Source organism: Bacillus sp. PPSBB_11 (genome assembly GCF_038023285.1).
Lineage (GTDB): Bacteria > Bacillota > Bacilli > Bacillales > Bacillaceae > Bacillus > Bacillus altitudinis.
In genome coordinates this window covers 2208295-2229973 of sequence record NZ_CP150633.1, presented here as the reverse complement: position 1 = coordinate 2229973, position 21679 = coordinate 2208295, and the positions used below count along the sequence as shown (strand labels likewise).

Genomic DNA, 21679 nt, shown 5'->3' with positions numbered 1-21679 from the left:
CGATACAAAAAGCACACATAGACAGATCAGTATGCATTTTTTCATTTACGTCACTTCCCGGTTTTTCTTCTATTGTGCAGAATATACCGGGTACTCATACACTTTTTGACCTGCCAATTTAAAGAAAAAAGCCCGCATCAGCGCGAGCTATTCTTCCTTCCAATCGGTTTTAAACCGTTCATATTTCGCTTCTAGGTCGTCAATCATCTGGATGAGTCTGTCTATATCCTCAACGTCTGTGGATTCAGGATCTAATGAATCAATCACATTCATAAACATATCTAATCGGTTCTTTAAATAATCAACCTGCTGTTCTTTGCTGTCTGCTGCCTTGCCCATAGATACACTCCCTTTAGCATTTGTTTATAGCTTATCTTTTTTTCCTTTGTAAATCAATTGTGTCCCCTCTTGCGTATAACGGTGATGGGGCTTAAAATTAACTGTTGGCGGGTCTATGTTTGCCCGAATGAAAAGGAGATAGATACCATGAACCAAAAAACAGCACTTCGTCCGATTACACCTGCATTCGACCCTTGGGAAGCCTATCTCGATGTGCAGGATTACGGAGAAATGAAGCTGACAAATATTGAATTGACGACAACGACGTTGTGTAACATGAGATGTGAGCACTGTGCGGTTGGCTATACTTTGCAGCCAAAAGATCCGAATGCACTGCCACTCGATTTACTGCTTCGCCGTTTAGATGAAGTACCGCTCTTGCGTTCCCTTAGCATCACAGGCGGAGAGCCGATGCTGTCTCTGAAATCTGTACGGGAATATGTCGTTCCTTTATTAAAGTATGCCCATGAACGCGGCGTCCGTACCCAAATTAATTCGAATTTAACACTTGATTTGGCTCGATATGAAGAGATTATTCCATACTTGGATGTCCTACACATTTCACATAACTGGGGAACAGTCGAAGAGTTTGCTACGGTTGGTTTTGCAATGATGGACCGAAAGCCAACCTTTGAGCAGCGCGAGAAATTGTTTAACCGCATGATTGAGAATAGTCAAGCACTTGTGAAAGCGGGTGTAACCGTATCTGCTGAAACGATGCTGAATAAGCGTACGCTTCCTTATATTGAACACATCCATCGTCAAATCGTGGACGAGATGAAATGCCAGCGTCACGAAGTTCATCCGATGTATCCAAGTGATTTTGCCAGCGCCCTTGAATCATTGTCACTTCCGCAAATGCGGGATGCGATTCATCAACTGCTCGATGTTCGTGATGAGAACACTTGGATGCTGTTTGGCACATTGCCATTTTATTCATGCAGCACAGATGAAGAAGACCAGCGCCTCTTGACTCGATTGCGTCAAGCGAAAAATGTGACAGTACGAAATGACCCTGATGGCCGTTCACGGTTGAATGTGAATATTTTTGATGGGAATATTATTGTGACAGACTTTGGCGATACACCACCATTAGGAAATATTGAAACTGATACGTTGCAATCAGCTTATACACGCTGGATGAACACAAAATTGGCAAAAGAACTGAATTGTCATTGCCCGAGTGTGCAATGCCTTGGTCCGAATGTTCTTGTGAAAAACAGTTATTATCAAGATGTTGATTTTACTTCTCGTACAGCCAGGGGGTAACCGATAGATGGACGAAACATTTCTGACAGTAGTCAAGAACAAATACATTGAAATTCTCCTTGTTGGCCTCATTCTTTGGCTTGCCGTCTTTATGATCAACAAAGCGCTTCAGATTTTCTTTAAACGCACTGAATTCATTGAAGACAAGAAGAAAAAAACGATTGAGAGCTTGGTCAAATCGGTTTCAAAGTATACAGCTTCCATATGTTTTGTCTTATATGTGATTTCTCTATTCTTTCATGACTTTGGGAAGATTCTTGCGGGGGCTGGTGTTGCTGGAATTGTCATTGGTTTTGGCGCTCAAACCTTGATTCGTGATATTTTAGCCGGCATCTTCCTCATTTATGAAAGGCAAATTCATAAAGGTGATTATGTGACGGTCAATAATCTTTTTAACGGAACCATTGAAGAAATTGGTCTCCGGTCTTTGCAAATTAGAGAATGGAGCGGCAAGCTGTTAACCATTTCAAACGGAGACATTCGTCAAATCCAAAACTACAATATGCACTACATGCGTATCACAGAGTCAGTCTTGATCAGCGCAAACCAAAATCCCGACATTGCTTTCAAGGCGCTAGAAACAGCATGTGATCAGTTAAATCAAATGCATCATGATTTACTGAAAAAAGATGAATTCCAAAACGCCATTGAACCTTTTCAGGTTCATGGCATTATGGGGCTCAATAAATTGAATCGCGGGATTGAGATCACCGTAAAAGGAATGGTCGAAGATGAAAAATACTTCGAAGCCGCCCTCGCTGTGCGAAAAGAAATGATCACACAACTTCATCAGCATGATGTGAAATTGCTTGAGGATCTCGTCTATCCACAGCCTACAAAATAACCTCATTTGTGATGAGGTTATTTTTTTGATTGTTTTTAGTTAACCAGTTAATTATAATATTATATAGTTCACCGGTTAACTAAAAGAAAGGATGTTTACATTGAGAAAAACTGAAGCGATTTTTTTTATTAAGCAAATGTATCAAGAGGTGTTAATCCAATTAGATATAGAAAAGGTGGAGACTTATTTTTCTTCAGATTATCAGCAAGTCACTGATGGAAAGGTCTCTTCCCTTGATGAATTTAAAAAGCATCTCTCCACATTAAAAGTCATGACCAAACAGCTCGACATCCCCGCCTTTCATGATATGTTGTTTGATGAAGAGACTCAGCAAGGGTGTTTTCGTTACACTGTACATGTTGAGCTGTCCACAGGAGACCACGGTCTAATAGATGTGATGGCGTTATTTACTTTATTAGATGGTAGAATCATTCGGTGTGATGAGCTGACTAGACCGCATGAGAAAAATAAGACGCTTGAACAACTTGGACATATCAGCTAAGGAATTCTTTTCTTTTCAGCCCTCTTACTTCTATCCTCTTGACTGATTCATGTATAATAGAAAGCAGATTGATTTCATGCAGCATGGGGACCCTCATACTGTGTATTTACTAATTGAAAGAGAGTGAATAAGATGGGTCGTAAATGGAACAACATTAAAGAAAAGAAAGCATCAAAGGATGCCAATACAAGTCGTATTTACGCAAAATTCGGGCGTGAAATCTATGTGGCTGCCAAGCAGGGTGAGCCAAATCCAGAATCAAACCAAGCACTTCGTTTTGTCCTAGAACGTGCAAAAACATATAGTGTCCCAAAACACATTGTGGACCGTGCGATTGAAAAAGCAAAAGGCGGTGCAGAAGAGAACTTCGATGAGCTGCGTTACGAAGGATTTGGTCCAAACGGATCTATGGTGATCGTTGATGCCCTGACCAATAACGTCAACCGCACAGCGTCTGATGTTCGTGCAGCATTTGGGAAAAACGGCGGAAATATGGGCGTCAGTGGATCTGTTGCTTACATGTTTGACCAAACAGCGGTGATCGGTGTCGAGGGGAAAAGTGAAGAAGAAACGCTTGAACTTTTAATGGAAGCAGACATTGATGTACGTGACATTATGGAAGAAGATGATACGGTGATCGTCTACGCTGAACCAGATCAATTCCATCAAGTACAAGAAGCGTTCAAACAGGCAGGCGTAGAAGAATTTACTGTCGCTGAAATCACAATGCTGCCTCAAAACGAAGTGACATTAGATGATGAATCGAAAGCACAATTCGAGAAACTAATCGATGTATTAGAAGAGCTTGAAGACGTGCAGCAAGTTTATCATAATGTGGATTTAGGGGAATAATGAGCTAAGCCATCGTAGTTGTTGGATTCATTCAACTTCTGCGTTGGCTTTTTTATTGTCTAGGTAAGGTTTACGTTCTACTCAAGACCATGTAATATGAAGAAAGAGTCGTTTCCACAAATAACCAAGGAGCTGAGTTTCATTTTTAAAACATGGTGGTTTTCGTATTATGGCTTTATGATCCTCCCTTTTATTGGTCTATGCTTAATTTTCAAAAATTTGACGATATTCACGAAAGTCTTTCTCTTTCTTTTCTTTGTATATCTTTTATATAACGCCTTTGATTTTTACATTCATGAAATGAAAAAGAAAAAAGATAGGACATCTTAATCAAAAAACAGTCATCTCCCCTTGGTAAGAGGAGATGACTGTTTTTAATTCATCCCTTGAAACCCAAACGTCAGGTGATCCTGAACAGGAATCCAAGCGCCGATTCCTTGTGAGGTCACATTTTTTACGACAAGTTTGCGTTTATTTCCCTTGAGCACAAGATACACTTCTCCGTAAGTAACCTTTCCTTTTTCGTTAATCGCTGGAGCGTATGCATGCAGGGTTGCTGCTTTTTTCGGAGATACGTGGTAGGACTGATCTCGCTTTGTTCCTGCACCAATCACTGTGTCGAAGGCGAGCGGAAGTTTTGTTTTTTGGATGGCTTTTTGCATCATCAATGTTTTCACATCTTCTGGGTTTGGTACTTTTGCTGTGAGCCCTCCACTTACTTTTACTTGTTGCTTTTGCAAATATTTGCCGATGGCTGTTTTGTTTCCGCCTCTATTATCAATGTGATTCGTGTTCACTTTTTTGTATTCCCAATTGGCGACGGTTTCGTTTGAATCATAGCTGAGTGCCCATCTTCCAAGAAAAATCGTTGCCCTGTAGCCAACTGCTAGCGGTGTACCTGAGATACTGGATTCATTCAGCATTTTAATTAAATGTGTATTTTCAATTGGTACACTTGTTGTTTTAAATAATTCGGCCGTCAGCTCGCTTGGCTGTAGCAGCGGTTGATCTTGTGAAGCATTTGGATACGTATTTTCCTTTGAGATACTGGCGACAGACGATGGCACCTTAAACGGCTTTGCTGCCTCGGCTGGAAAGCTGTATAGAAAACTTAAGGTTAAGAGAACAACAAACATGATGCGGGGCATCTTTTTCATATCATCACTCTTTCTCATTCATTTTTCCATAGTATTTTCCCGAAAGACGTCCCTTATCCACAAAAGATTATAAAAGGAAAAATCCAATCGCCATAATGAAATAGGCAGCGAGCAATGTAGCACCTTCAAACCAGTTCGTATCCCCATCATTTGAGAGGATGACCGTTAGTAATACAGAGGATGCCATGGCAATGAGCTCTGGTAATGAGAAGATCAGTGGCATTTGCTTTTCAAAAAACAGAGAGCTGATCACAAGGATCGGTGCGACCATCATGGCGACTTGAAGCGTAGAACCGAAAGCAATTTCGACCGCGACATCCATTTTGTTTTTATACGCCATGATGACGGCAGATGCGTGTTCTGCTGCATTACCGACAATCGCAACAATGATGACCCCGATAAACAGCTCACTCCAGCCAAACTGTTCTCCGACTGTGTCAAATGTATGGACGAGCCGCTCTGAAATATACGCCACAGCAATTGTCGCAAGGAGTAAAATCGCCGTGGCAAACTTCCCAGACCATTCTGGTGTTTCTTCTTCCGTCGCTGCTTCCCCTTCCGCAATTTCCTGCTTGGCAACATACACACCCCTGTGGCTGACCAGTTTGAAATAGAGTGCTGCGACATAAAGCAAAATCATCACGATGCTAATGCCGATACTTAAAACAAATTGACGATTTTCTGCCATCCCTATGGAAAAGACTTCTGGAATGACAAATGCCACAATAATCGCAAACATAAGAAGCCCAGAGTTATGCCTTGCATCGTGGACATTGAACTCTTGTCGTTTAAATTTCAATCCGCCAACGAAAAAAGACAGTCCAGCCACGAGCAGTAAATTGCCGATCACTGAGCCAGTGAGTGAAGCAAGGACAATAGCGGTGAGTCCTTGTTTTAATGCAAAAAATGAAATGATTAATTCCACTGCATTTCCAAAAGTAGCGTTTAATAACCCACCAATTCTTGGTCCCGCTATAATGGCAAGACTCTCTGTCGCTCTTCCCATAAAACTTGCAAGACCGATGATGGCGATACAATAGACGGCAAACATGACAGCCTGCGGAAAATGAAGAAAACTGCCAATTACAGATAATGGAACACCGATTGCGACAATCACAAGAAACAAACGATTCATACAGCCAATCTCCTTTACATCATATCTGACTGTTATTCTTTCGTGAGTGCCGGCATCATATACATTTAGATTCGTTCGTGTGAAAGGGTGATATCAATCGTTCCTTTCACGGATTGCACCATGGAGCAATGCTTCAACGCAAGTTTCATTACTTTTTCCAGCTGTTCATCAGAGGTGCTGATGCTTTCAAAGATCATATGTAAATGAATATGAGTGATTTTGTTTACAGTTCCTTCTCTTGTCGTTTCAGGCGTAATGGTCAGTCCTTGATAGGATATTCGTTTTTTCCGGCATACATGAATGACCATTTCTCCAAAACAGCCCGCAATAGCCGAGGTGAACAATTGATACGGCCTGTATCCCGCTTCTTCATTTCCTGAAATATGTAGCTGCCTTTGATCAGCATTAGCGACCCACCGATCATTTTCGTATATCAGCTTCATTCCTTTTCCACCTTTCTATTGAAACCCCTATGGTTCCATTGTACGATGAAAGCATGAACTTGTAAGGAGCTTCTTATGTCGAGAATTCATTTTATGATTTTAATTTTACTTGTATCCGTATCTGGTTTTTCACAGGGAGCGTTACTGCCAGTTATTTCGATTATTTTCGAACATGCCGGCACTTCCCCGACGTTAAACGGACTGCATGCCACAGGCTTATATCTCGGCGTGCTGCTTGCGTCTCCTTTTATGGAAGCGCCGCTGCGCCGCTTCGGATTTAAACCATTGATCGTCATTGGGGGCGCTGCTGTCTTTTTAAGTTTATTTAGTTTTGTCTTTATTGAATCTTATGTCGTCTGGTTCTTCTTGCGGCTGATGATCGGCATCGGTGATCATATGCTTCATTTCTCCACACAGACGTGGGTAACCTATGCCTCTTCATCTAGAAATCGCGGGCGAAATATTTCATTGTATGGGTTATCCTTTGGACTCGGTTTTGCCGCTGGCCCTTTTTTAACACCACTCATTGAAATCAATCCATCCTTGCCGTTTATTGTGTCTGGTGCAGTTAGTTTGTGTATTTGGCTGCTTGTGTTTGTTTTAAAAAATACATATCCTGATACAGGTGAAATGCAGACGTCAGAGCAGACAAATAGTTTGAAGCGCTTCAAGAAGGCGTTTCAATTTGGCTGGGTAGCGTTTATGATGCCGTTTTGCTATGGCTTTTTAGAAACGACGCTCAATAGTAACTTCCCTGTGTATGCGCTGAGAAGCGGGGTGACGATAGATGCTGTTGCGTTTATTTTACCTGCGTTTGCGATTGGGAGTATTGTTTTTCAGCTTCCTCTCGGGATGCTGAGTGACCGTTTCGGCAGACGACGCATGATTTTAGTTGTGACACTCGTCGGTTCATTCTTTTTCCTTTTAGCAGGGATTTTCATTCAGTCCGTTTTGGCTGTTGCGATCTGTTTCTTTATCGCAGGTATGGCTGTAGGTTCGACCTTCTCACTTGGCATCAGTTATATGACGGACTTATTGCCAAAGCATCTGCTGCCTGCTGGGAATTTGATGTGCGGGATGGCGTTTAGTGCAGGAAGTATTCTCGGTCCGGTTCTTGGCGGATTCTTTGTGCAGACGTTCGAGGGCATGAATTTACTTTACCTTGTCAGCATTGTGATTTTATTTGTGTTTTGTTGTGTTCGATTTGGGAAGACGCTGGCAGTGGTTGAAAGTAACTAAATGGAGGATCTATTTTGTTTACATTTAACATTTCAGATGACTTAAAATTGGCGTGTTTACAAGTAGCAGATGCAGAGGCATTATTTGCACTTATCCAGCAGAATAAAGATCACTTGGGAGAGTGGCTACCATGGGTGAATCACTGTCATCGCATAGAAGATGTTCAATCATTTATTCAATCTGCCCGCACTGCCTATGCTGAAAAAAAAGATATAGAAGCGGGTATCGTATTAAACGATCAATTAATCGGTGTATTCCGCATGACGTTTCAGCATCCGATAGGCAATATTGGGTATTGGATTGGTGAAGATGCGCAAGGGCAAGGTATTGTGACCAAAACAGTGAAATGTATGACAGATGCCTTTGCTCCAGAAGTCGATGAATTTGAAATCTTTTGTCCTGTTGGGCATGTCAGAAGTGAACGTGTTGCGATGAAAGCGGGCTTTCAGCTCGATCCAAACTATCAGCCAAAGCCTGATTCAACTTTTCTCCTGAAGCGTTATATATGGAAACTGAATCATTAAAAACTCCCCTGCACCTATGCAGAGGAGTTTTTTCATCTAGTGATACCCATTTTGCCCATTCGCACTTCCGCTTGTTTTGTGCTTTGGCTGATGGCCTTTGTTTTGTTTTGTGTTGCTTCCGCCTTTTTTCGATTGTTTAGACATTCGGTATTCCCCCATCCGTCAAGATTGAACATGTTCGTTCTTCTTTAGGATGCCCAGATTTCTTCACACCTTGCCTGGTACGATTTTACGCTTATGTAAAAGCGCATTGAGCTCGCCGCCGAGGATGATCATAATGCCGGTTAAATAAAACCAGATCATTAATATAATGATTCCCCCAATGCTTCCGTACATCGCACTATAGTTAGCAAATTCGCCTACATAAAATGAGAACAGCATGCTGACGAGAATCCAGCCAACAGCTGCGAATATGGCACCCGGCAGCACAAATTTCAATTTCAGCCTAATGTTAGGGGCAAAATAATATAGGGATGTAAAAACAATCAGTAAAATCAGTGGACTAATAATCCACCTCATGGCTGTCCAAATGGTGAGAAACGCATCTGACTGCCCTACTAATTTGGCAACGAATAAGCCAAGCTCTTTTCCAAAGACAGGCAGCATCAAGGCAAAAATAATCGTAAGCACCATCGCAATGGTTAAGATAATCGATGTTAAACGTACGAGAATGAAGGAACGATTTTCCTCGACTTCGTAAGCATGGTTAAATGCTCTGACAACCGCATTAATACCGTTGGATGCAGACCAGAGTGCCGCAATAATCCCGAATGACAACAATCCGCCGTTACGGTTATTCAGCGTCTCTTCGGCAATGGATTCAATCATCGAAAGCGCTCCCTCTGGCGCATAACCAGAAATGACGCTTAGAACATCCTTTGATGTCAGCGGCAAATAACCAACAAGCGTCAGCACGAAGATGAGAAACGGAAATAATGAAAGCAAAAAGAAATACGCAAGTTCAGCTGATTTTGCCGGTCCTTCATGCAGCAAAAAGCGTCCAATTAACGCTTTAACAAAACCCATACGCCTCATCTCCAATGATCAATCTTTCTGTTTCTTTTGAAAGTGATCCTTTGTTTCTTCAATAATCTCTAATACCTTTGGTGTTGTTTCCTTTAACTGATTCACCTGTTCATTCAGAAAAGACAAATCATCTGAGACCGTTCTCATCAATTGCTTCGTTTCTTCCATTTTTCCCTTCACACAAGCAGACATCTTGCCAGGCTCCAGGCGGTATTCATCCAGCTTTTGCTGGCAGTCATTCCATTTTTCTTTCAGTACAGTTCTTGTTGGACGATGAAATAATGTCAGCAATATGCCGCAGGCTGCGCCTATAACAGCTCCCCGAAGCACGATTTGTTTGTTCTCTTCCATCTCATCTGATCTCCTTTCAGTTAAAGGTGTTTCTCTTTTTTTACATACGTCAAAAAACGATCAATTCCTGTTTCAATTAAATCATGTACTTCCTCAAAGTTCCCAGTGTAATAAGGATCTGGCACATCGTCTCGATCGTCGTCTTCTACAAAGTCAAGAAGACGGCCAATAAAGTGATGTTTTCCATAGCCGGCTAAACTGCGGAGGCCGCCAACATTTTCAGCATCCATCGCAATGATATAGTCGTATGTGGTGATATCCTTATCCATGATTTGTCTTGCAGTCATTCCTTCATAACTGATACCCTTTTCATCAAGCAGCTTTCGTGTTCCTTCATGCGGAGGACTGCCTTGATGCCAGCCGCCAATGCCTGCTGAATCAATCACAAAGTGTTCGCTCAGCCCTTCGTCTTCGACTCGTTTTCTAAACATCGCCTCTGCCATCGGTGACCTGCAAATATTGCCGAGGGACACAAATAATACATGAATCATCCTTCATTCTCCTCCTATCTTTTCCCTAAGAATCCCTTTGGAAAACCTTTTCTCTATCATATCAAGCCCCTTTTCTTTTGGAAACTTTGCAAGAAAAACTCCCATCGGCATTGACAAATTACACAAAAACAGGAGAAACTTTAGGAGAATTACACAAACAAAGGGGGACATTAGATGGGAATCATTGAGCAATTTGTCACGACGATGAACAATTTTTTGTGGGGGCCTCCCCTGTTAATTTTAATTGTTGGTACTGGAATCTACCTCACCTTTCGCGTTCTCTTCATTCAAATTAGATTACTTCCTTATTCTTTAAAGCTCGCTTTTTCAAAACAAGACAAAACTTCAGAGGGAGATATCTCCCATTTCCAAGCATTAATGACGGCTCTTGCTGCAACTGTCGGTACAGGGAATATCGTCGGTGTTGCCTCAGCTGTCATTGCAGGTGGTCCTGGTGCAGTATTTTGGATGTGGTTTGCTGCATTTTTCGGGATGGCCACCAAGTTTGCAGAAGCTGTTCTTGCTGTAAAATACAGGGTCAAAAACGAAAAAGGCGAAATGTCTGGCGGACCTATGTATTATTTAGAGCATGGCTTAAAACAGAAATGGCTAGGGGTGCTATTTGCTGTTTTCGGTGCCAGTGCTGCCTTTGGGATCGGCAACCTGGTACAGTCTAATTCCATTTCAGGCGTCATGAATTCTACTTTTCAAATTCCAACATGGGTAACAGGTATCATCATTACCGCCTTTACGGCACTCGTGATTTTAGGCGGAATTAAAAGTATCGGCCGAGTGACATCTATTTTTGTACCAGTCATGGCTTTATTTTACGTCATTTGTGGGCTCATCATTCTTGTCATGAATGCTGATCTTGTTCCTGGCGCAGTCAGTCTTATTTTCTCAGATGCCTTTACAGGTCAAGCCGTGGCAGGTGGTGCGATTGGAACCGTTATTCGTTGGGGTGTCGCGCGAGGCGTCTTTTCCAATGAAGCTGGTCTTGGATCAGCACCAATTGCTGCTGCAGCTGCGAAAACGGATATGCCTGCCCGTCAAGCGCTCGTCTCTATGACGCAAGTGTTTATTGACACCATCATTGTTTGTTCTATCACTGGCATTACGATTGTCATGGCAGATATGTATTTAACAGAAAAAAGTGATGCGCTGACTTCGTTATCCTTTGCTCACTTCCTCGGTCCAGCTGGCTCAACCATCGTGGCAATCGGGCTGCTCCTGTTTGCCTATTCAACCATCATTGGCTGGTCCTATTATGGAGAGAAATGCTTTACATATTTGGCGAAGGATTCGTACGTCATGTATTACCGTATCGTGTTTGTGATAGCTGTCTTTTTCGGTGCCGTGTTTAAGAATGACTTCGTTTGGGGCGTAGCAGATATGCTCAATGGACTGATGGCCATTCCAAACTTAATTGGCCTCATCGGTTTATCAGGTGTTGTGGTGTTTGAATCCAAACGAATCATTGATAAGATCAAAGAGGAGAAAAAGGAAAAAAACATTTCAGTGTCGTCATAATAGCCCTTTTATTCTTTTGCTTTTCTGTTAAAATAGACATATTATTCGACACATGCAGGAAAGGACGTGCCGCCCTTGTCACAGCAAAAAGCGGCTGAAGTCAATCAGCTGATTGAAGACATTTCGCAAAAGCTCAATATGCTGAATATTGGAGTCATCAAAGCCGAAGACTTCAGTCCAGATAAGTATGAAGATATTGAATTTCTTCACCAAATGGTGATGAAAAAATCTTCATTCAGCCCAAGTGAAATGCAAGCCATTGCAAGCGAACTGAAAAGCTTAAGAAAATAATCGTGCACCTGATACTGAATTGCGGTTGACGCCGCTTTCTTACATCCATGCACAGAAAAAGCCAGCACCTCGCGAGGTGCTGGCTTTGTTTATCCTGTCAAAACTACTTATTTTGCGAGCAGTTTTAATGATTCACGGTTAAATGCTGGAATGTCATCAGGTGTACGGCTTGTGACAAGCTGATCCTGACAAACGACGACTTCTTCATCTTTGAATTTGGCGCCTGCGTTTTCCATATCTACTTGAATGGATGTATAGCCGGTCGCGCCTCTTCCTTCCAGCGTCTTCGCTGTAATAAGCAATTGCGGTCCATGACAGATCGCAAATACTGGTTTTTTCTCGTCCATAAAGGCTTTTGTGAATTGCACGTAGCGATCATCCGCACGCAGAATGTCTGGTGAGAAGCCGCCAGGAATCAGAAGTGCATCGAAGTCTTCTGGTTTCACGTTATCGATAGACGCATCGACTCTTACTTCTGCCTCTCCTTGCTTTCCTTTCACTGTTTTTCCTTTTTCGTTTTCAATGACTGTGATCTCATGGCCTGCGTCTTTAAAGGCTTTTGCAGGCTCGGTGAATTCAACATCCTCAAAGTAATCTGTTAAGACAACTGCAATTTTCTTACCCATGTAGAAACCCTCCTGCTTGATTATCGTTTACACTACACACTATACCCCCACCAATTGAAATCAAACATCCTATCCCTATGAGAAAACCCCCTTTCATAAAAATAAGCATTTAGACTCATTCACATTCCCTTAACAAGGTAATTCGTATGATTTATGTTATCTTTACAATAATCTGCAAAAAATAACTACAAAAGTTAACGAAACATTTCTACAATAGGTATTGTGGTCAAAAAAATTAGAAAGGCGGAGATCAGGTGAAGAAGCAAGCACATAGGTCTAAACGAAGGAAAAACCTGTCTATTCTGCTCACTTCCATTATGTTGATTAGTCTCATTCTCCCAGCAGTACCTACTCATGCAGAAACAGAAAGCGGCAGCGCCGTAAAGGTCAGTATCTTAGCCACAACGGATGTTCATGCGAACATGATGAATTACGATTATTACAGCGACAAAGAAACAAATGAATTCGGTTTGGCAAAAACAGCCGAGCTGATTGACAAGCACCGTTCACAAAATCCTAATACACTCCTTGTTGATAACGGAGACCTGATTCAAGGAACCCCTCTTGGAGAATACGTTTATAAAAATGAAAAAGACAGCATCATCAATCAAACAAAGGTTCACCCCATTATTCATACACTCAACAAATTAAAATATGATGCAGGTACACTCGGCAATCATGAATTTAACTACGGTTTATCTTTTCTTGACGGTACCATTGCGGGCGCCAACTTCCCGATTGTCAATGCGAACGTCAAAAAGTTAAACGGAGAACACCGATTTACTCCTTATGTCATTCAGGATAAAACCTTTAAAGATGCAAACGGAGCCTCCCAAACTCTGAAAGTCGGTTACATAGGATTCGTACCACCACAAATTATGACGTGGGATAAGAAACATTTAGATGGACAAGTTCAAGTGCAAGATATTGTGGAGTCTGCCAATGAAACCATTCCAGAAATGAAAGCAAAAGGCGCAGATGTCATCGTCGCTCTTGCTCATACAGGAATTGAAAAAACAGCTTCATCTAAAGGATCAGAAAATATGATCTTTGACCTTGCCACGAAAACAAAAGGCATTGATGCGATTGTGTCTGGCCACCAGCATGGCACATTCCCAAGCGCTGAATATAGCGGCGTTGACAAATTTGATGTCGCAAAGGGAACCATTAATGGCATTCCTGTCGTCATGTCAAAAAACTGGGGAAGCTACCTCGGGGTCATTGATTTAACGCTAGAACCAGACGGAAGCAACTGGAAAGTCACAGACGGAACAGGCAAAATCGAATCCGTTGCCGGGGTGACATCTCAAAACAGTACAGTGAAAAATGCCATTCAAACAACTCACCAAAACACCCTAGATTACGTCAGAAAGCCAGTTGGAAAAACAGAAGCAGACATTAACAGCTTTTTCGCTCAAGTGATGGATGACCCTTCTATTCAAATCGTGACAGATGCCCAGAAATGGTATGCACAAGAAAAAATGAAAGATACTTCGTACAAAAACTTGCCGATTCTCTCTGCGGGTGCGCCATTTAAAGCCGGCGGACGCAACGGTGTGAACTATTATACAAATATCGCAAAAGGTGATTTAGCGATTAAAAACATCGGCGATCTCTATCTTTACGATAACACCGTACAGATTGTAAAACTAAAAGGCAGTGAAGTAAAAGACTGGCTTGAAATGTCTGCTGGTCAGTTTAACCAAATCAAACCAAACACTTCAAATGAACAGCCTATTTTAAACGAAGAATACCGCTCATATAATTTTGATGTAATCGATGGTGTGACGTACCAAGTAGATGTCACACAGCCTGCTAAATACAGCACAACGGGCACACTTGTTAACGCTAGTGCGAACCGCATCAAAAACTTGTCTTACAACGGAAAACCCGTTTCTGACAATCAAGAATTTTTAGTCGTGACAAACAACTACCGTGCATCTGGCGGCGGAGGCTTCCCGCACCTCACACAAGATAAAGTCGTGCTTGCCTCAGCAGATGAGAACCGCCAAGTGCTGATGGATTATATTATTGAACAAAAAACCATTAACCCAAGCGCAGATCAAAACTGGTCCATTGCACCGATCAAAGGCGCAACCGTCACTTTTGAATCTTCTCTTTTAGCCAAACCGTTCGCAGAGAAATCAAGCAGCGTCGACTTTATTCGGAATGCCAGCACAGACGGACTTGGCGTGTACAAGCTAGCGTTTAAAGATGATGGTACAACAGAACCACCTGCAACAGACAATTGGCATTTAACGGTGATGCATACAAACGATACACATGCCCATCTGGATGATGCAGCAAGACGCGCAACCAAGATCAAAGAAGTTCGCGCCCAAAGCGAAAACAATATTTTATTAGACGCTGGAGATGTCTTCTCTGGTGATCTCTATTTCACAAAATGGCAAGGACTTGCCGATCTGAAACTGATGAACTTAATGAAATACGATGCCATGACGTTTGGGAATCATGAATTTGACAAAGGTCCATCTGTCCTTCGTCAATTCCTGACAGGTGATGCATCCAGCGTAGATGCTCAAAACCGTCATCAGTTTGAAAAACCGAACTTCCCGATCGTGTCATCAAACGTGAATGTCTCTAAGGAAAAACAGTTAAGCGACTTAGTGAAAAAACCAGCAACATTTAAAGCTGGTGAGAAAAAAGAAGCTGGCATTTACCCTTACATTCTGCTTGATGTAAATGGTGAAAAGGTCGCTGTATTCGGTCTCACCACTGAAGACACAGCCATTACATCCAGCAGTGGTCCCAACATTCAATTTCAAGATGCATACAAAAAAGCAAAAGAAACAGTCAATACCATTCAAACTGAAGAAAAAATCAATAAAATTATTGCGCTCACACATATTGGCTATAACCGTGATCTAGAACTGGCTCAAAAAGTAGATGGCATTGATCTCATCATTGGTGGTCACACCCACACCCTTGTTGAAAAATTAAAGGTCGTCAATAAAAAAGAACCAACGATTGTTGCGCAAGTAAAAGACTACGGACAATTTTTAGGAAAAGTAGATGTGGCCTTTGACAAAAAAGGCGTCGTACAGCCAAAAGAATCTACTTTTGACCTCATCACGATCGACGACTCTGTGAAAGAAGATGCGGACGCAAAAGCGATTCTTGATCAGTACAAGGCAGATATCCAAGATTTAAAAACCGAAAAAGTCGGGACGTCAGATGTCTTCTTAGATGGACAGCGTGAACACGTCCGTGCAAAGGAAACGAACCTTGGAAACTTAATTGCAGATGGCATGTTAAAGAAAGCACAAGAATCTGCTGGGGCTGACCTTGCCATTACAAACGGCGGTGGCATTCGAGGCAGCATTGAAAAAGGAGATATCACATTAGGGGATATTTTAACCGTGATGCCTTTTGGAAACACACTATATGTCGCAGATTTAAAAGGCAGTCAAATTAAAAAAGCGCTTGAACAAGGTCTTTCAGGCATTGAAGAAGGCGGAGGCGCATTCCCTCATGTAGCCGGTATTGAATATACGTTTACACTGAGTAAACCAGCTGGCAGCAGACTGATTGATGTCAAATTGAAAGATCAAAATGGCAATCTGACTGACATTGATGATCAGAAAACATACCGCGTGGCGACTAATGCATTTGTCGGCACAGGCGGTGATGGCTACAGCGTCTTTACAGAAGCGTCTCATGGTGAAGACTTAGGCTATGTTGACTATGAAATTTTCAAAGAGCAAATTGAACAGGCAGACGGTCATATTTCTCCAGTCATCGACCATCGAGTGAAAGAAGTATTCCTTCCTCGCTTGAAAGGAAAAGGCGCCTATGACATTCAAGATGATGAGAAATTCCAAACGTATGTGCAGCATACGAACAAAGCATTGCTCTATTTAGACAAAGCAACCGAAGCGAAAAAGGTTCAATTGTCTCTATCAAAAGGGCAAGTAGCTGAACTGAAGAAACGAGAGCAAGATCCAAACGTCACCATCTATCATGACAAAGTCGGTCTAGCATTACCGCTCTCCAATTTGTCAGAGCAAGATGCAGATATATCAATGGCAAAAACAAATAAGGTGAAAAACGCATTAACCGACACTTACGATTTCCAAATCAAACAAGATCAGAAAAATGTGTCTACCTTTAAAGATCCCGTCACACTGTTCTTTACATTAGATGCGCCTGAAAAAGCGAAAAAACCAGGTGTCTATTATGTCGATCGTGAGAAAAACCGCTATGCCAAAACAAGTAACGGTTCATTCGAAAACGGGATTGTCTCAGGTAAAACGGAGCACTTTAGTGAATACACCGTACTCAATCAAAGTGAAGCGGCTGGAACAGCTCCAGACCAAAATGGCGGAGACGGTGGAACTTCTGCTCCAGGCGGTTCGGATCCAAATCAGGATGGAAGCAGCATGCCAGGTGGCACACTGCCGAATACGGCAACGATGATGTATACAGCGGTATTGATTGGCTTACTCATGCTCGCCTCAGGCGGTATCCTTTATTACTACCAGCGCAAGCGCACACGAAACAAAGTATCATCTTAATAGAAAAGGACAGAGCATTGGCTCTGTCCTTTTTCCATCTTCCATCTCACTATCAATCTTGGGATAAATACATCCAATGACGATCATCAAATTCTTTCACATCATCTGACCCTATATGACGCAGCATTCTATTAAAGAACGTGATATCATCTTCATCATCAACGGCATATAAATCCTCTTGAACATATTCTCTCGTAATGAAATTCGTTAAGTTCGTGTTATTCACAAATTCAGCAAAGTACGATTTCACAAGGGTTAAATCTTCTTCACTTAATGTTTCATCACTGATAATTGAGATATGAAATACATTCAAAATCGCTTGAATGTCTTCTTCATCCATATAACATAATGGCTCTAATTTTCTATCTTCTTCCGTAAACGGTTTTCGCGTGTCTTCAATGATGACATAACATAAAATCCTGTGATCTTTCATCACGCTAAAAATTTCTAAATCTCGTAATTTTAATGGTCTATTCAGTCTGATCATTTGTCCTCCTAGAATGTTGCTCTTGTTTCCCTAAAACCTGAAATAGACAGAGCCTCGGCCCTGTCTACTTCTCTCTTCTAGCAAAATCCACGAATCTGAAACGATCTAGCCGGTGGCGGCTTTCGGTGTATTGGAATAGACTCGTATCCTCCAAGAACACATAATTTTTCACCACCACCACATGATCAAACCCGTTCAAATCGAGATACCTCTCATCTTCTTCAGTACATGGCTCGACCACAAATTCCTTTTGAGCGTAACTAATCGAGACCCCAAGTTCTCCTTCAATATACTCATAGATCGATCCTTCACAAATGTCCTTAGACAAGAACGGCACATGTTTTTGCAAGAAGTAATCTTTGTCTAAAATGACTTCTTCTCCGCTAATATTGCGAGAGCGAATGACTTCCCAAACGTCCTCCTGCCCACTGATTTTCAGCTCAGACTGAATATACTGATCTGGCTTGATTAAACCGAACTCATGAACCGTTGTTACCGTCTTTCGCCCAAGCGTTTGGGAAAGCTCTTTAAAGCTGACAAGACCCGAAACTGGGAACTGCATTTTCTCCCGATTCAGCAATACTGAGCCTTTCCCACGAATTTTTTGGATATAGCCATTTTGCACAAGGATGTTTAATGCCTTTCTCACCGTCTCACGGGATGTGTCATACATGACAGACAGCTCATGTTCTGATGGGAGGATGCCTTTATCCTGCCATTCACCTTGTTCAATTCGTCTAGCGAGCTGATCATAAATCACTCGAAACTTATTCTCTTTCATTTTCCTTCCGCCCCATTTACTAGCGTTTGGTTAAATGATAAACGATTGACTCATATGGGCGCAACGTAAATCCCTTGATATCTGCCGGCACATCCTCATAATTGGACAGCAGGACTTGCCCTTTCATGTCATTGACATCCTTTGCAAGCTCATCTGGAAGTGTAAAGTCCGTCTCGCCTGCATAAAAATGGTTGATCACGAGGATCTTCTCATCTTTGCCTTCTCGGACATATGCAAACACCTTTGGATCATCTGAAAGCAGTAAAGTAAAGCTCCCATAGGTGATTACATCAAGTTCTTTGCGAAGTCTACAAAGGGCTTGATAATGATAAAAAATCGACGTCTCATCTTTTAAGGCAGCTTCTACTGAAATGCCGTTTTGAGCTGGTTCAATCCAAGGCGTACCTTTTGAGAACCCCACATTTTTTTCCGACGTCCATTGCATAGGTGTCCTTGCGTTATCTCTTGATTTGACCTGTAAAATCGCCAAAGCTTCTTCCTTTGTTTTCCCTTTTTCAAGCATGACTTCGTACATATTAAGTGATTCGATATCGCGGTATGACGAAATGTCCTCAAAACGAGGATTCTTCATCCCAATTTCTTCACCTTGATAAATATAAGGAGTGCCTTGCATCAAATGAATGGTGGTCGCCAGCATCTTCGCTGATTGCTGATGGTACGTGCCATCATCACCGTATCTAGACACGATGCGTGGCTGATCATGGTTGCACCAAAATAGTGCGTTCCAGCCGCCGCCCTCATGCATTTTCGTCTGCCATTCTGACAGAATTGATTTCAACTCTAGAAAATCAAATGGCGCAATGGCCCACTTTTCACCGTTAGGATAGTCAACTTTTAAATGATGAAAATTAAACGTCATATCCAGCTCCTGCCGATCAGGTCTTGTATACCGAATGCAGTCTGCAATATTCGTTGAAGACATTTCCCCTACGGTCATGCTATCGTATTTCGAAAACACTTCCTGATTCATTTCATGCAAGAATTCATGAATTCTCGGCCCATCTGTATAGTACATACGCCCGTCACCTTGCACTGATTGCCCGGCATCATCTAAAAAGCGTTGATCCTTTGAAATGTTATTGATGACATCCAGTCTGAATCCATCGATCCCTTTTTCAAACCAAAAGTGCATGATGTCATATACTTTCCTGCGCACTTCATCATGTTCCCAATTGAGGTCTGCCTGGGTAACATCATATAAATGAAGATAATAGTCACCTGTCGCTTTATCTAATTCCCACGCTGGCCCGCCAAACTTTGACTGCCAGTCATTCGGAGGAGAGCCGTCCGCTTTCGGCTCCTTCCAAATATAATAGTCTCGATACGGGTTCTCCTTCGACTCTCGGGAGGCTTGAAACCACTCATGGAAAATCGACGTATGGTTCACGGCTAGATCCATGATGACACGGATCCCTCGTTCATGTGCTTCTTTCAGCATGTGTTCAAAATCAGCCATTGTGCCGTACATGTCATGTATTTTTGTATAATCACTAATATCATAACCATTGTCATGCTGTGGTGACTCATACATTGGGGTCAGCCAAATACAATCCGCCCCTAGCTCTTTGATATAGTCGAGCTTTTTCGTCACACCATTGATATCACCTGTACCAGAGCCTGTTGTGTCTAAAAAGCTCTTCGGATAGATTTGATAGACCACGGCTTTTTTCCACCACGGTTCGTTTGTTTGTTGATTCAATTTCCTTCACCACCACTAGTTAAGTTCTTGTGATACATCCTTCTTCTTAAGTTTTGCATATAAAAGGGTACCAATGAATGGGACGATCAGCACAATCACCATTCCGATGGCAAATGCCCCCCAATATTTCGGAATGATCGAGAAGATTCCTGGAATGCCTCCAACGCCGACTGAACTTGCCAGTACCCCTTGTGAGGCAATAAACATACCAGCTATCCCTGAACTGATCAGGGCAAAAATAAACGGGAATCTATAGCGCAAGTTCACCCCAAACATCGCCGGTTCAGTAATCCCCAAGTAAGCAGAAATACTTGATGTCAGCGAGAGCCCTTTTTGCTTTTCATCTTTTAAGACAAACATCATCGCAAGTGCCGCTGATCCTTGAGCGATATTAGACAGTGCGAGCATTGGCCATAGGAACGTGCCGTGCAGTTTTGAGTTAATCAGCTGAATATCGACCGCTAGGAACGTATGGTGCATGCCTGTAATGACTAACGCTGCATATAATCCGCCATATAAAAGGCCACCAAGTGCTGCGAATTGCTGGAATACAGTGACGAGTCCAGATGTTAATACGTTTCCGATCGCAAATGTAACGGGACCAATGACGATAAATGATAAAAATCCAATGAGTAGTAATGTAATTGGTGCAACAACTAACAACTGAATACTTTCAGGTGTCCGCTTTGTAATAAATAATTCGAGCTTTGCGAGTAAATAGGAAGCGACAAGTATCGGAAGAACCTGCCCTTGGTAACCTACCTTTTGTACTTCAAGTCCAAACAAATTCCAGACAGGAATGTCACCTGTCTTTTCCGCCGCTCCATACCCCCACGCATTCAACAGATCTGGATGTACAAGCATCAGTCCAAGGACCATCCCTAAAAGCGGATTACCTCCAAACCGCTTGACAGCCGACCAGCCGATTAATGCTGGCAAAAAGGTAAAAGCAGTACCTGCAATCAAGTTGATCATATTCGCTAAATCCGCCCATGCCGGATACACATCCACAATGGATTTTTGATCAAAGAAAATATCAGGAGCTGTTAAAATATTATTAATCCCCATCAATAAACCGGCTGTCACGATAGCTGGAAGGATTGGAATGAAGATATCTGCAAGCGTTTTCACCGCACGCTGAAGTGGGTTTAATTTCTGATCAGAGGCACGCTTGACGTCCTCTTTTGTCGCTTCGCCGATTCCCGTCTGTTTGACCATTTCGGCATAAACCCGATTCACCACTCCTTGACCAATGACCACTTGGTATTGGCCATTCGCTGAGAAAGATCCCTTCACTTCATCAATTTGTTCTAGTGCTTTCTCATCCACCTTACCTTCATCTTTTAGCACAAAACGAAGTCTTGTCACACAATGTGTGGCTTGATCAATGTTTTCTTTGCCGCCAATGGCTTTCACAATCTGATCTGCCGCTGCCTGATAATCAGCCATGCTATCCCCTCCGAGATCGTTTTTTTATAAGAAAAAAGAATCAAAACTTGTATATACATGTTCACTTCATATTTTATATTTGTATATA

At 42.1% G+C, this 21679-nt stretch carries 21 protein-coding genes; 9 read left to right on the top strand and 12 right to left on the bottom strand.

Translation table 11 applies throughout. From position 1 onward, the window contains the following. Nucleotides 1-147: 147 nt before the first annotated feature. The gene (locus tag V7L95_RS10865) at nucleotides 148-339 is read right to left on the bottom strand and encodes an SE1561 family protein (protein WP_003218031.1); all 192 of its coding nucleotides are present in this window, start codon (nucleotides 337-339) and stop codon (nucleotides 148-150) included. Between the two features lie 147 nt (nucleotides 340-486). Here V7L95_RS10865 and yfkAB point away from each other — a divergent pair, with 147 nt between their 5' ends. The 4 genes from yfkAB to V7L95_RS10845 all read left to right on the top strand — a co-directional run bounded on the left by yfkAB (nucleotide 487) and on the right by V7L95_RS10845 (nucleotide 3806). After that, nucleotides 487-1608, top strand: a complete 1122-nt coding sequence (gene yfkAB / locus V7L95_RS10860; RefSeq protein WP_017358799.1) for a radical SAM/CxCxxxxC motif protein YfkAB — start codon at nucleotides 487-489, stop codon at nucleotides 1606-1608. A gap of 7 nt (nucleotides 1609-1615) precedes the next feature. Next, on the top strand, nucleotides 1616-2452 hold the full coding sequence (locus tag V7L95_RS10855; protein WP_017358798.1) for a mechanosensitive ion channel domain-containing protein: 837 nt from the start codon (nucleotides 1616-1618) through the stop codon (nucleotides 2450-2452). A 100-nt stretch (nucleotides 2453-2552) separates the two neighbouring features. Continuing rightward, the gene (locus tag V7L95_RS10850) at nucleotides 2553-2954 is read left to right on the top strand and encodes a nuclear transport factor 2 family protein (RefSeq protein ID WP_017358797.1); all 402 of its coding nucleotides are present in this window, start codon (nucleotides 2553-2555) and stop codon (nucleotides 2952-2954) included. Between the two features lie 132 nt (nucleotides 2955-3086). Then, nucleotides 3087-3806, top strand: a complete 720-nt coding sequence (locus tag V7L95_RS10845; protein ID WP_007496614.1) for a YebC/PmpR family DNA-binding transcriptional regulator — start codon at nucleotides 3087-3089, stop codon at nucleotides 3804-3806. Nucleotides 3807-4180: 374 nt separating this feature from the next. Here the strand turns inward: V7L95_RS10845 and V7L95_RS10840 are convergent, their stop codons facing one another. The 3 genes from V7L95_RS10840 to V7L95_RS10830 all read right to left on the bottom strand — a co-directional run bounded on the left by V7L95_RS10840 (nucleotide 4181) and on the right by V7L95_RS10830 (nucleotide 6541). Next, on the bottom strand, nucleotides 4181-4942 hold the full coding sequence (locus V7L95_RS10840; protein WP_234932511.1) for a YfkD famly protein: 762 nt from the start codon (nucleotides 4940-4942) through the stop codon (nucleotides 4181-4183). 88 nt (nucleotides 4943-5030) lie between these two features. Beyond that, complete coding sequence (cax, locus tag V7L95_RS10835; RefSeq protein ID WP_206116060.1) at nucleotides 5031-6098, bottom strand: calcium/proton exchanger; 1068 nt, start codon at nucleotides 6096-6098, stop codon at nucleotides 5031-5033. Nucleotides 6099-6163: 65 nt separating this feature from the next. Further along, complete coding sequence (locus V7L95_RS10830; protein WP_041090698.1) at nucleotides 6164-6541, bottom strand: OsmC family protein; 378 nt, start codon at nucleotides 6539-6541, stop codon at nucleotides 6164-6166. A 75-nt stretch (nucleotides 6542-6616) separates the two neighbouring features. Here V7L95_RS10830 and V7L95_RS10825 point away from each other — a divergent pair, with 75 nt between their 5' ends. Both V7L95_RS10825 and V7L95_RS10820 read left to right on the top strand, forming a co-directional pair. Next, nucleotides 6617-7780: an MFS transporter gene (locus tag V7L95_RS10825; protein ID WP_008341750.1), complete on the top strand. Its 1164-nt coding sequence runs from the start codon at nucleotides 6617-6619 to the stop codon at nucleotides 7778-7780. Between the two features lie 14 nt (nucleotides 7781-7794). Beyond that, complete coding sequence (locus V7L95_RS10820; protein WP_058336526.1) at nucleotides 7795-8304, top strand: GNAT family N-acetyltransferase; 510 nt, start codon at nucleotides 7795-7797, stop codon at nucleotides 8302-8304. Between the two features lie 207 nt (nucleotides 8305-8511). On the opposite strand, the gene V7L95_RS10815 is transcribed toward V7L95_RS10820, so the two are convergent. From V7L95_RS10815 to V7L95_RS10805, 3 genes are read right to left on the bottom strand one after another with little or no spacing between them, the layout of a single operon-like run. Next, nucleotides 8512-9330: a YhjD/YihY/BrkB family envelope integrity protein gene (locus tag V7L95_RS10815; RefSeq protein ID WP_017358792.1), complete on the bottom strand. Its 819-nt coding sequence runs from the start codon at nucleotides 9328-9330 to the stop codon at nucleotides 8512-8514. An 18-nt stretch (nucleotides 9331-9348) separates the two neighbouring features. Then, nucleotides 9349-9681: a hypothetical protein gene (locus V7L95_RS10810; protein WP_058336527.1), complete on the bottom strand. Its 333-nt coding sequence runs from the start codon at nucleotides 9679-9681 to the stop codon at nucleotides 9349-9351. Nucleotides 9682-9701: 20 nt separating this feature from the next. Then, entirely contained in the window at nucleotides 9702-10172 is a 471-nt protein-coding gene (locus V7L95_RS10805) for a low molecular weight protein-tyrosine-phosphatase (protein ID WP_340966293.1), read from the bottom strand. A 174-nt stretch (nucleotides 10173-10346) separates the two neighbouring features. Between V7L95_RS10805 and V7L95_RS10800 the strand changes: the two genes are divergently transcribed. Beyond that, entirely contained in the window at nucleotides 10347-11702 is a 1356-nt protein-coding gene (locus tag V7L95_RS10800; protein WP_007496593.1) for a sodium:alanine symporter family protein, read from the top strand. 75 nt (nucleotides 11703-11777) lie between these two features. Next, complete coding sequence (locus tag V7L95_RS10795; protein WP_008341757.1) at nucleotides 11778-11993, top strand: DUF1128 domain-containing protein; 216 nt, start codon at nucleotides 11778-11780, stop codon at nucleotides 11991-11993. A 107-nt stretch (nucleotides 11994-12100) separates the two neighbouring features. Here the strand turns inward: V7L95_RS10795 and V7L95_RS10790 are convergent, their stop codons facing one another. Further along, nucleotides 12101-12619 (bottom strand): type 1 glutamine amidotransferase domain-containing protein, encoded by a 519-nt coding sequence (locus V7L95_RS10790; protein WP_007496591.1) that lies wholly within the window; start codon nucleotides 12617-12619, stop codon nucleotides 12101-12103. A 254-nt stretch (nucleotides 12620-12873) separates the two neighbouring features. On the opposite strand from V7L95_RS10790, the gene V7L95_RS10785 reads away from it, so the two are divergent. After that, nucleotides 12874-17154, top strand: coding sequence for a multifunctional 2',3'-cyclic-nucleotide 2'-phosphodiesterase/3'-nucleotidase/5'-nucleotidase (locus V7L95_RS10785; protein ID WP_340966289.1), 4281 nt, complete (start codon nucleotides 12874-12876; stop codon nucleotides 17152-17154). A 52-nt stretch (nucleotides 17155-17206) separates the two neighbouring features. Here the strand turns inward: V7L95_RS10785 and V7L95_RS10780 are convergent, their stop codons facing one another. The 4 genes from V7L95_RS10780 to treP all read right to left on the bottom strand — a co-directional run bounded on the left by V7L95_RS10780 (nucleotide 17207) and on the right by treP (nucleotide 21591). Next, nucleotides 17207-17641: a terpene synthase gene (locus tag V7L95_RS10780; protein WP_159145502.1), complete on the bottom strand. Its 435-nt coding sequence runs from the start codon at nucleotides 17639-17641 to the stop codon at nucleotides 17207-17209. Between the two features lie 64 nt (nucleotides 17642-17705). After that, nucleotides 17706-18422 carry a trehalose operon repressor gene (gene treR, locus V7L95_RS10775; RefSeq protein WP_340966287.1) on the bottom strand — a complete coding sequence of 239 codons (717 nt, stop codon included), beginning with the start codon at nucleotides 18420-18422 and terminating at the stop codon, nucleotides 17706-17708. Nucleotides 18423-18441: 19 nt separating this feature from the next. Then, nucleotides 18442-20142, bottom strand: a complete 1701-nt coding sequence (treC, locus tag V7L95_RS10770; protein ID WP_340966285.1) for an alpha,alpha-phosphotrehalase — start codon at nucleotides 20140-20142, stop codon at nucleotides 18442-18444. A gap of 15 nt (nucleotides 20143-20157) precedes the next feature. Then, nucleotides 20158-21591 carry a PTS system trehalose-specific EIIBC component gene (gene treP / locus V7L95_RS10765; RefSeq protein WP_017358785.1) on the bottom strand — a complete coding sequence of 478 codons (1434 nt, stop codon included), beginning with the start codon at nucleotides 21589-21591 and terminating at the stop codon, nucleotides 20158-20160. Nucleotides 21592-21679: the final 88 nt, after the last annotated feature.

Excerpts from the sequence above, each read along its gene's own strand:
- V7L95_RS10865 (WP_003218031.1), bottom strand. The coding sequence starts at position 339 with ATGGGCAAGGCAGCAGACAGCAAAGAACAGCAGGTTGATTATTTAAAG.
- yfkAB (WP_017358799.1), top strand. The coding sequence starts at position 487 with ATGAACCAAAAAACAGCACTTCGTCCGATTACACCTGCATTCGACCCT.
- V7L95_RS10855 (WP_017358798.1), top strand. The coding sequence starts at position 1,616 with ATGGACGAAACATTTCTGACAGTAGTCAAGAACAAATACATTGAAATT.
- V7L95_RS10845 (WP_007496614.1), top strand. The coding sequence starts at position 3,087 with ATGGGTCGTAAATGGAACAACATTAAAGAAAAGAAAGCATCAAAGGAT.
- V7L95_RS10840 (WP_234932511.1), bottom strand. The coding sequence starts at position 4,942 with ATGTTTGTTGTTCTCTTAACCTTAAGTTTTCTATACAGCTTTCCAGCC.
- cax (WP_206116060.1), bottom strand. The coding sequence starts at position 6,098 with ATGAATCGTTTGTTTCTTGTGATTGTCGCAATCGGTGTTCCATTATCT.
- V7L95_RS10830 (WP_041090698.1), bottom strand. The coding sequence starts at position 6,541 with ATGAAGCTGATATACGAAAATGATCGGTGGGTCGCTAATGCTGATCAA.
- V7L95_RS10825 (WP_008341750.1), top strand. The coding sequence starts at position 6,617 with ATGTCGAGAATTCATTTTATGATTTTAATTTTACTTGTATCCGTATCT.
- V7L95_RS10815 (WP_017358792.1), bottom strand. The coding sequence starts at position 9,330 with ATGGGTTTTGTTAAAGCGTTAATTGGACGCTTTTTGCTGCATGAAGGA.
- V7L95_RS10810 (WP_058336527.1), bottom strand. The coding sequence starts at position 9,681 with ATGGAAGAGAACAAACAAATCGTGCTTCGGGGAGCTGTTATAGGCGCA.
- V7L95_RS10805 (WP_340966293.1), bottom strand. The coding sequence starts at position 10,172 with ATGATTCATGTATTATTTGTGTCCCTCGGCAATATTTGCAGGTCACCG.
- V7L95_RS10800 (WP_007496593.1), top strand. The coding sequence starts at position 10,347 with ATGGGAATCATTGAGCAATTTGTCACGACGATGAACAATTTTTTGTGG.
- V7L95_RS10790 (WP_007496591.1), bottom strand. The coding sequence starts at position 12,619 with ATGGGTAAGAAAATTGCAGTTGTCTTAACAGATTACTTTGAGGATGTT.
- V7L95_RS10780 (WP_159145502.1), bottom strand. The coding sequence starts at position 17,641 with ATGATCAGACTGAATAGACCATTAAAATTACGAGATTTAGAAATTTTT.
- treR (WP_340966287.1), bottom strand. The coding sequence starts at position 18,422 with ATGAAAGAGAATAAGTTTCGAGTGATTTATGATCAGCTCGCTAGACGA.
- treP (WP_017358785.1), bottom strand. The coding sequence starts at position 21,591 with ATGGCTGATTATCAGGCAGCGGCAGATCAGATTGTGAAAGCCATTGGC.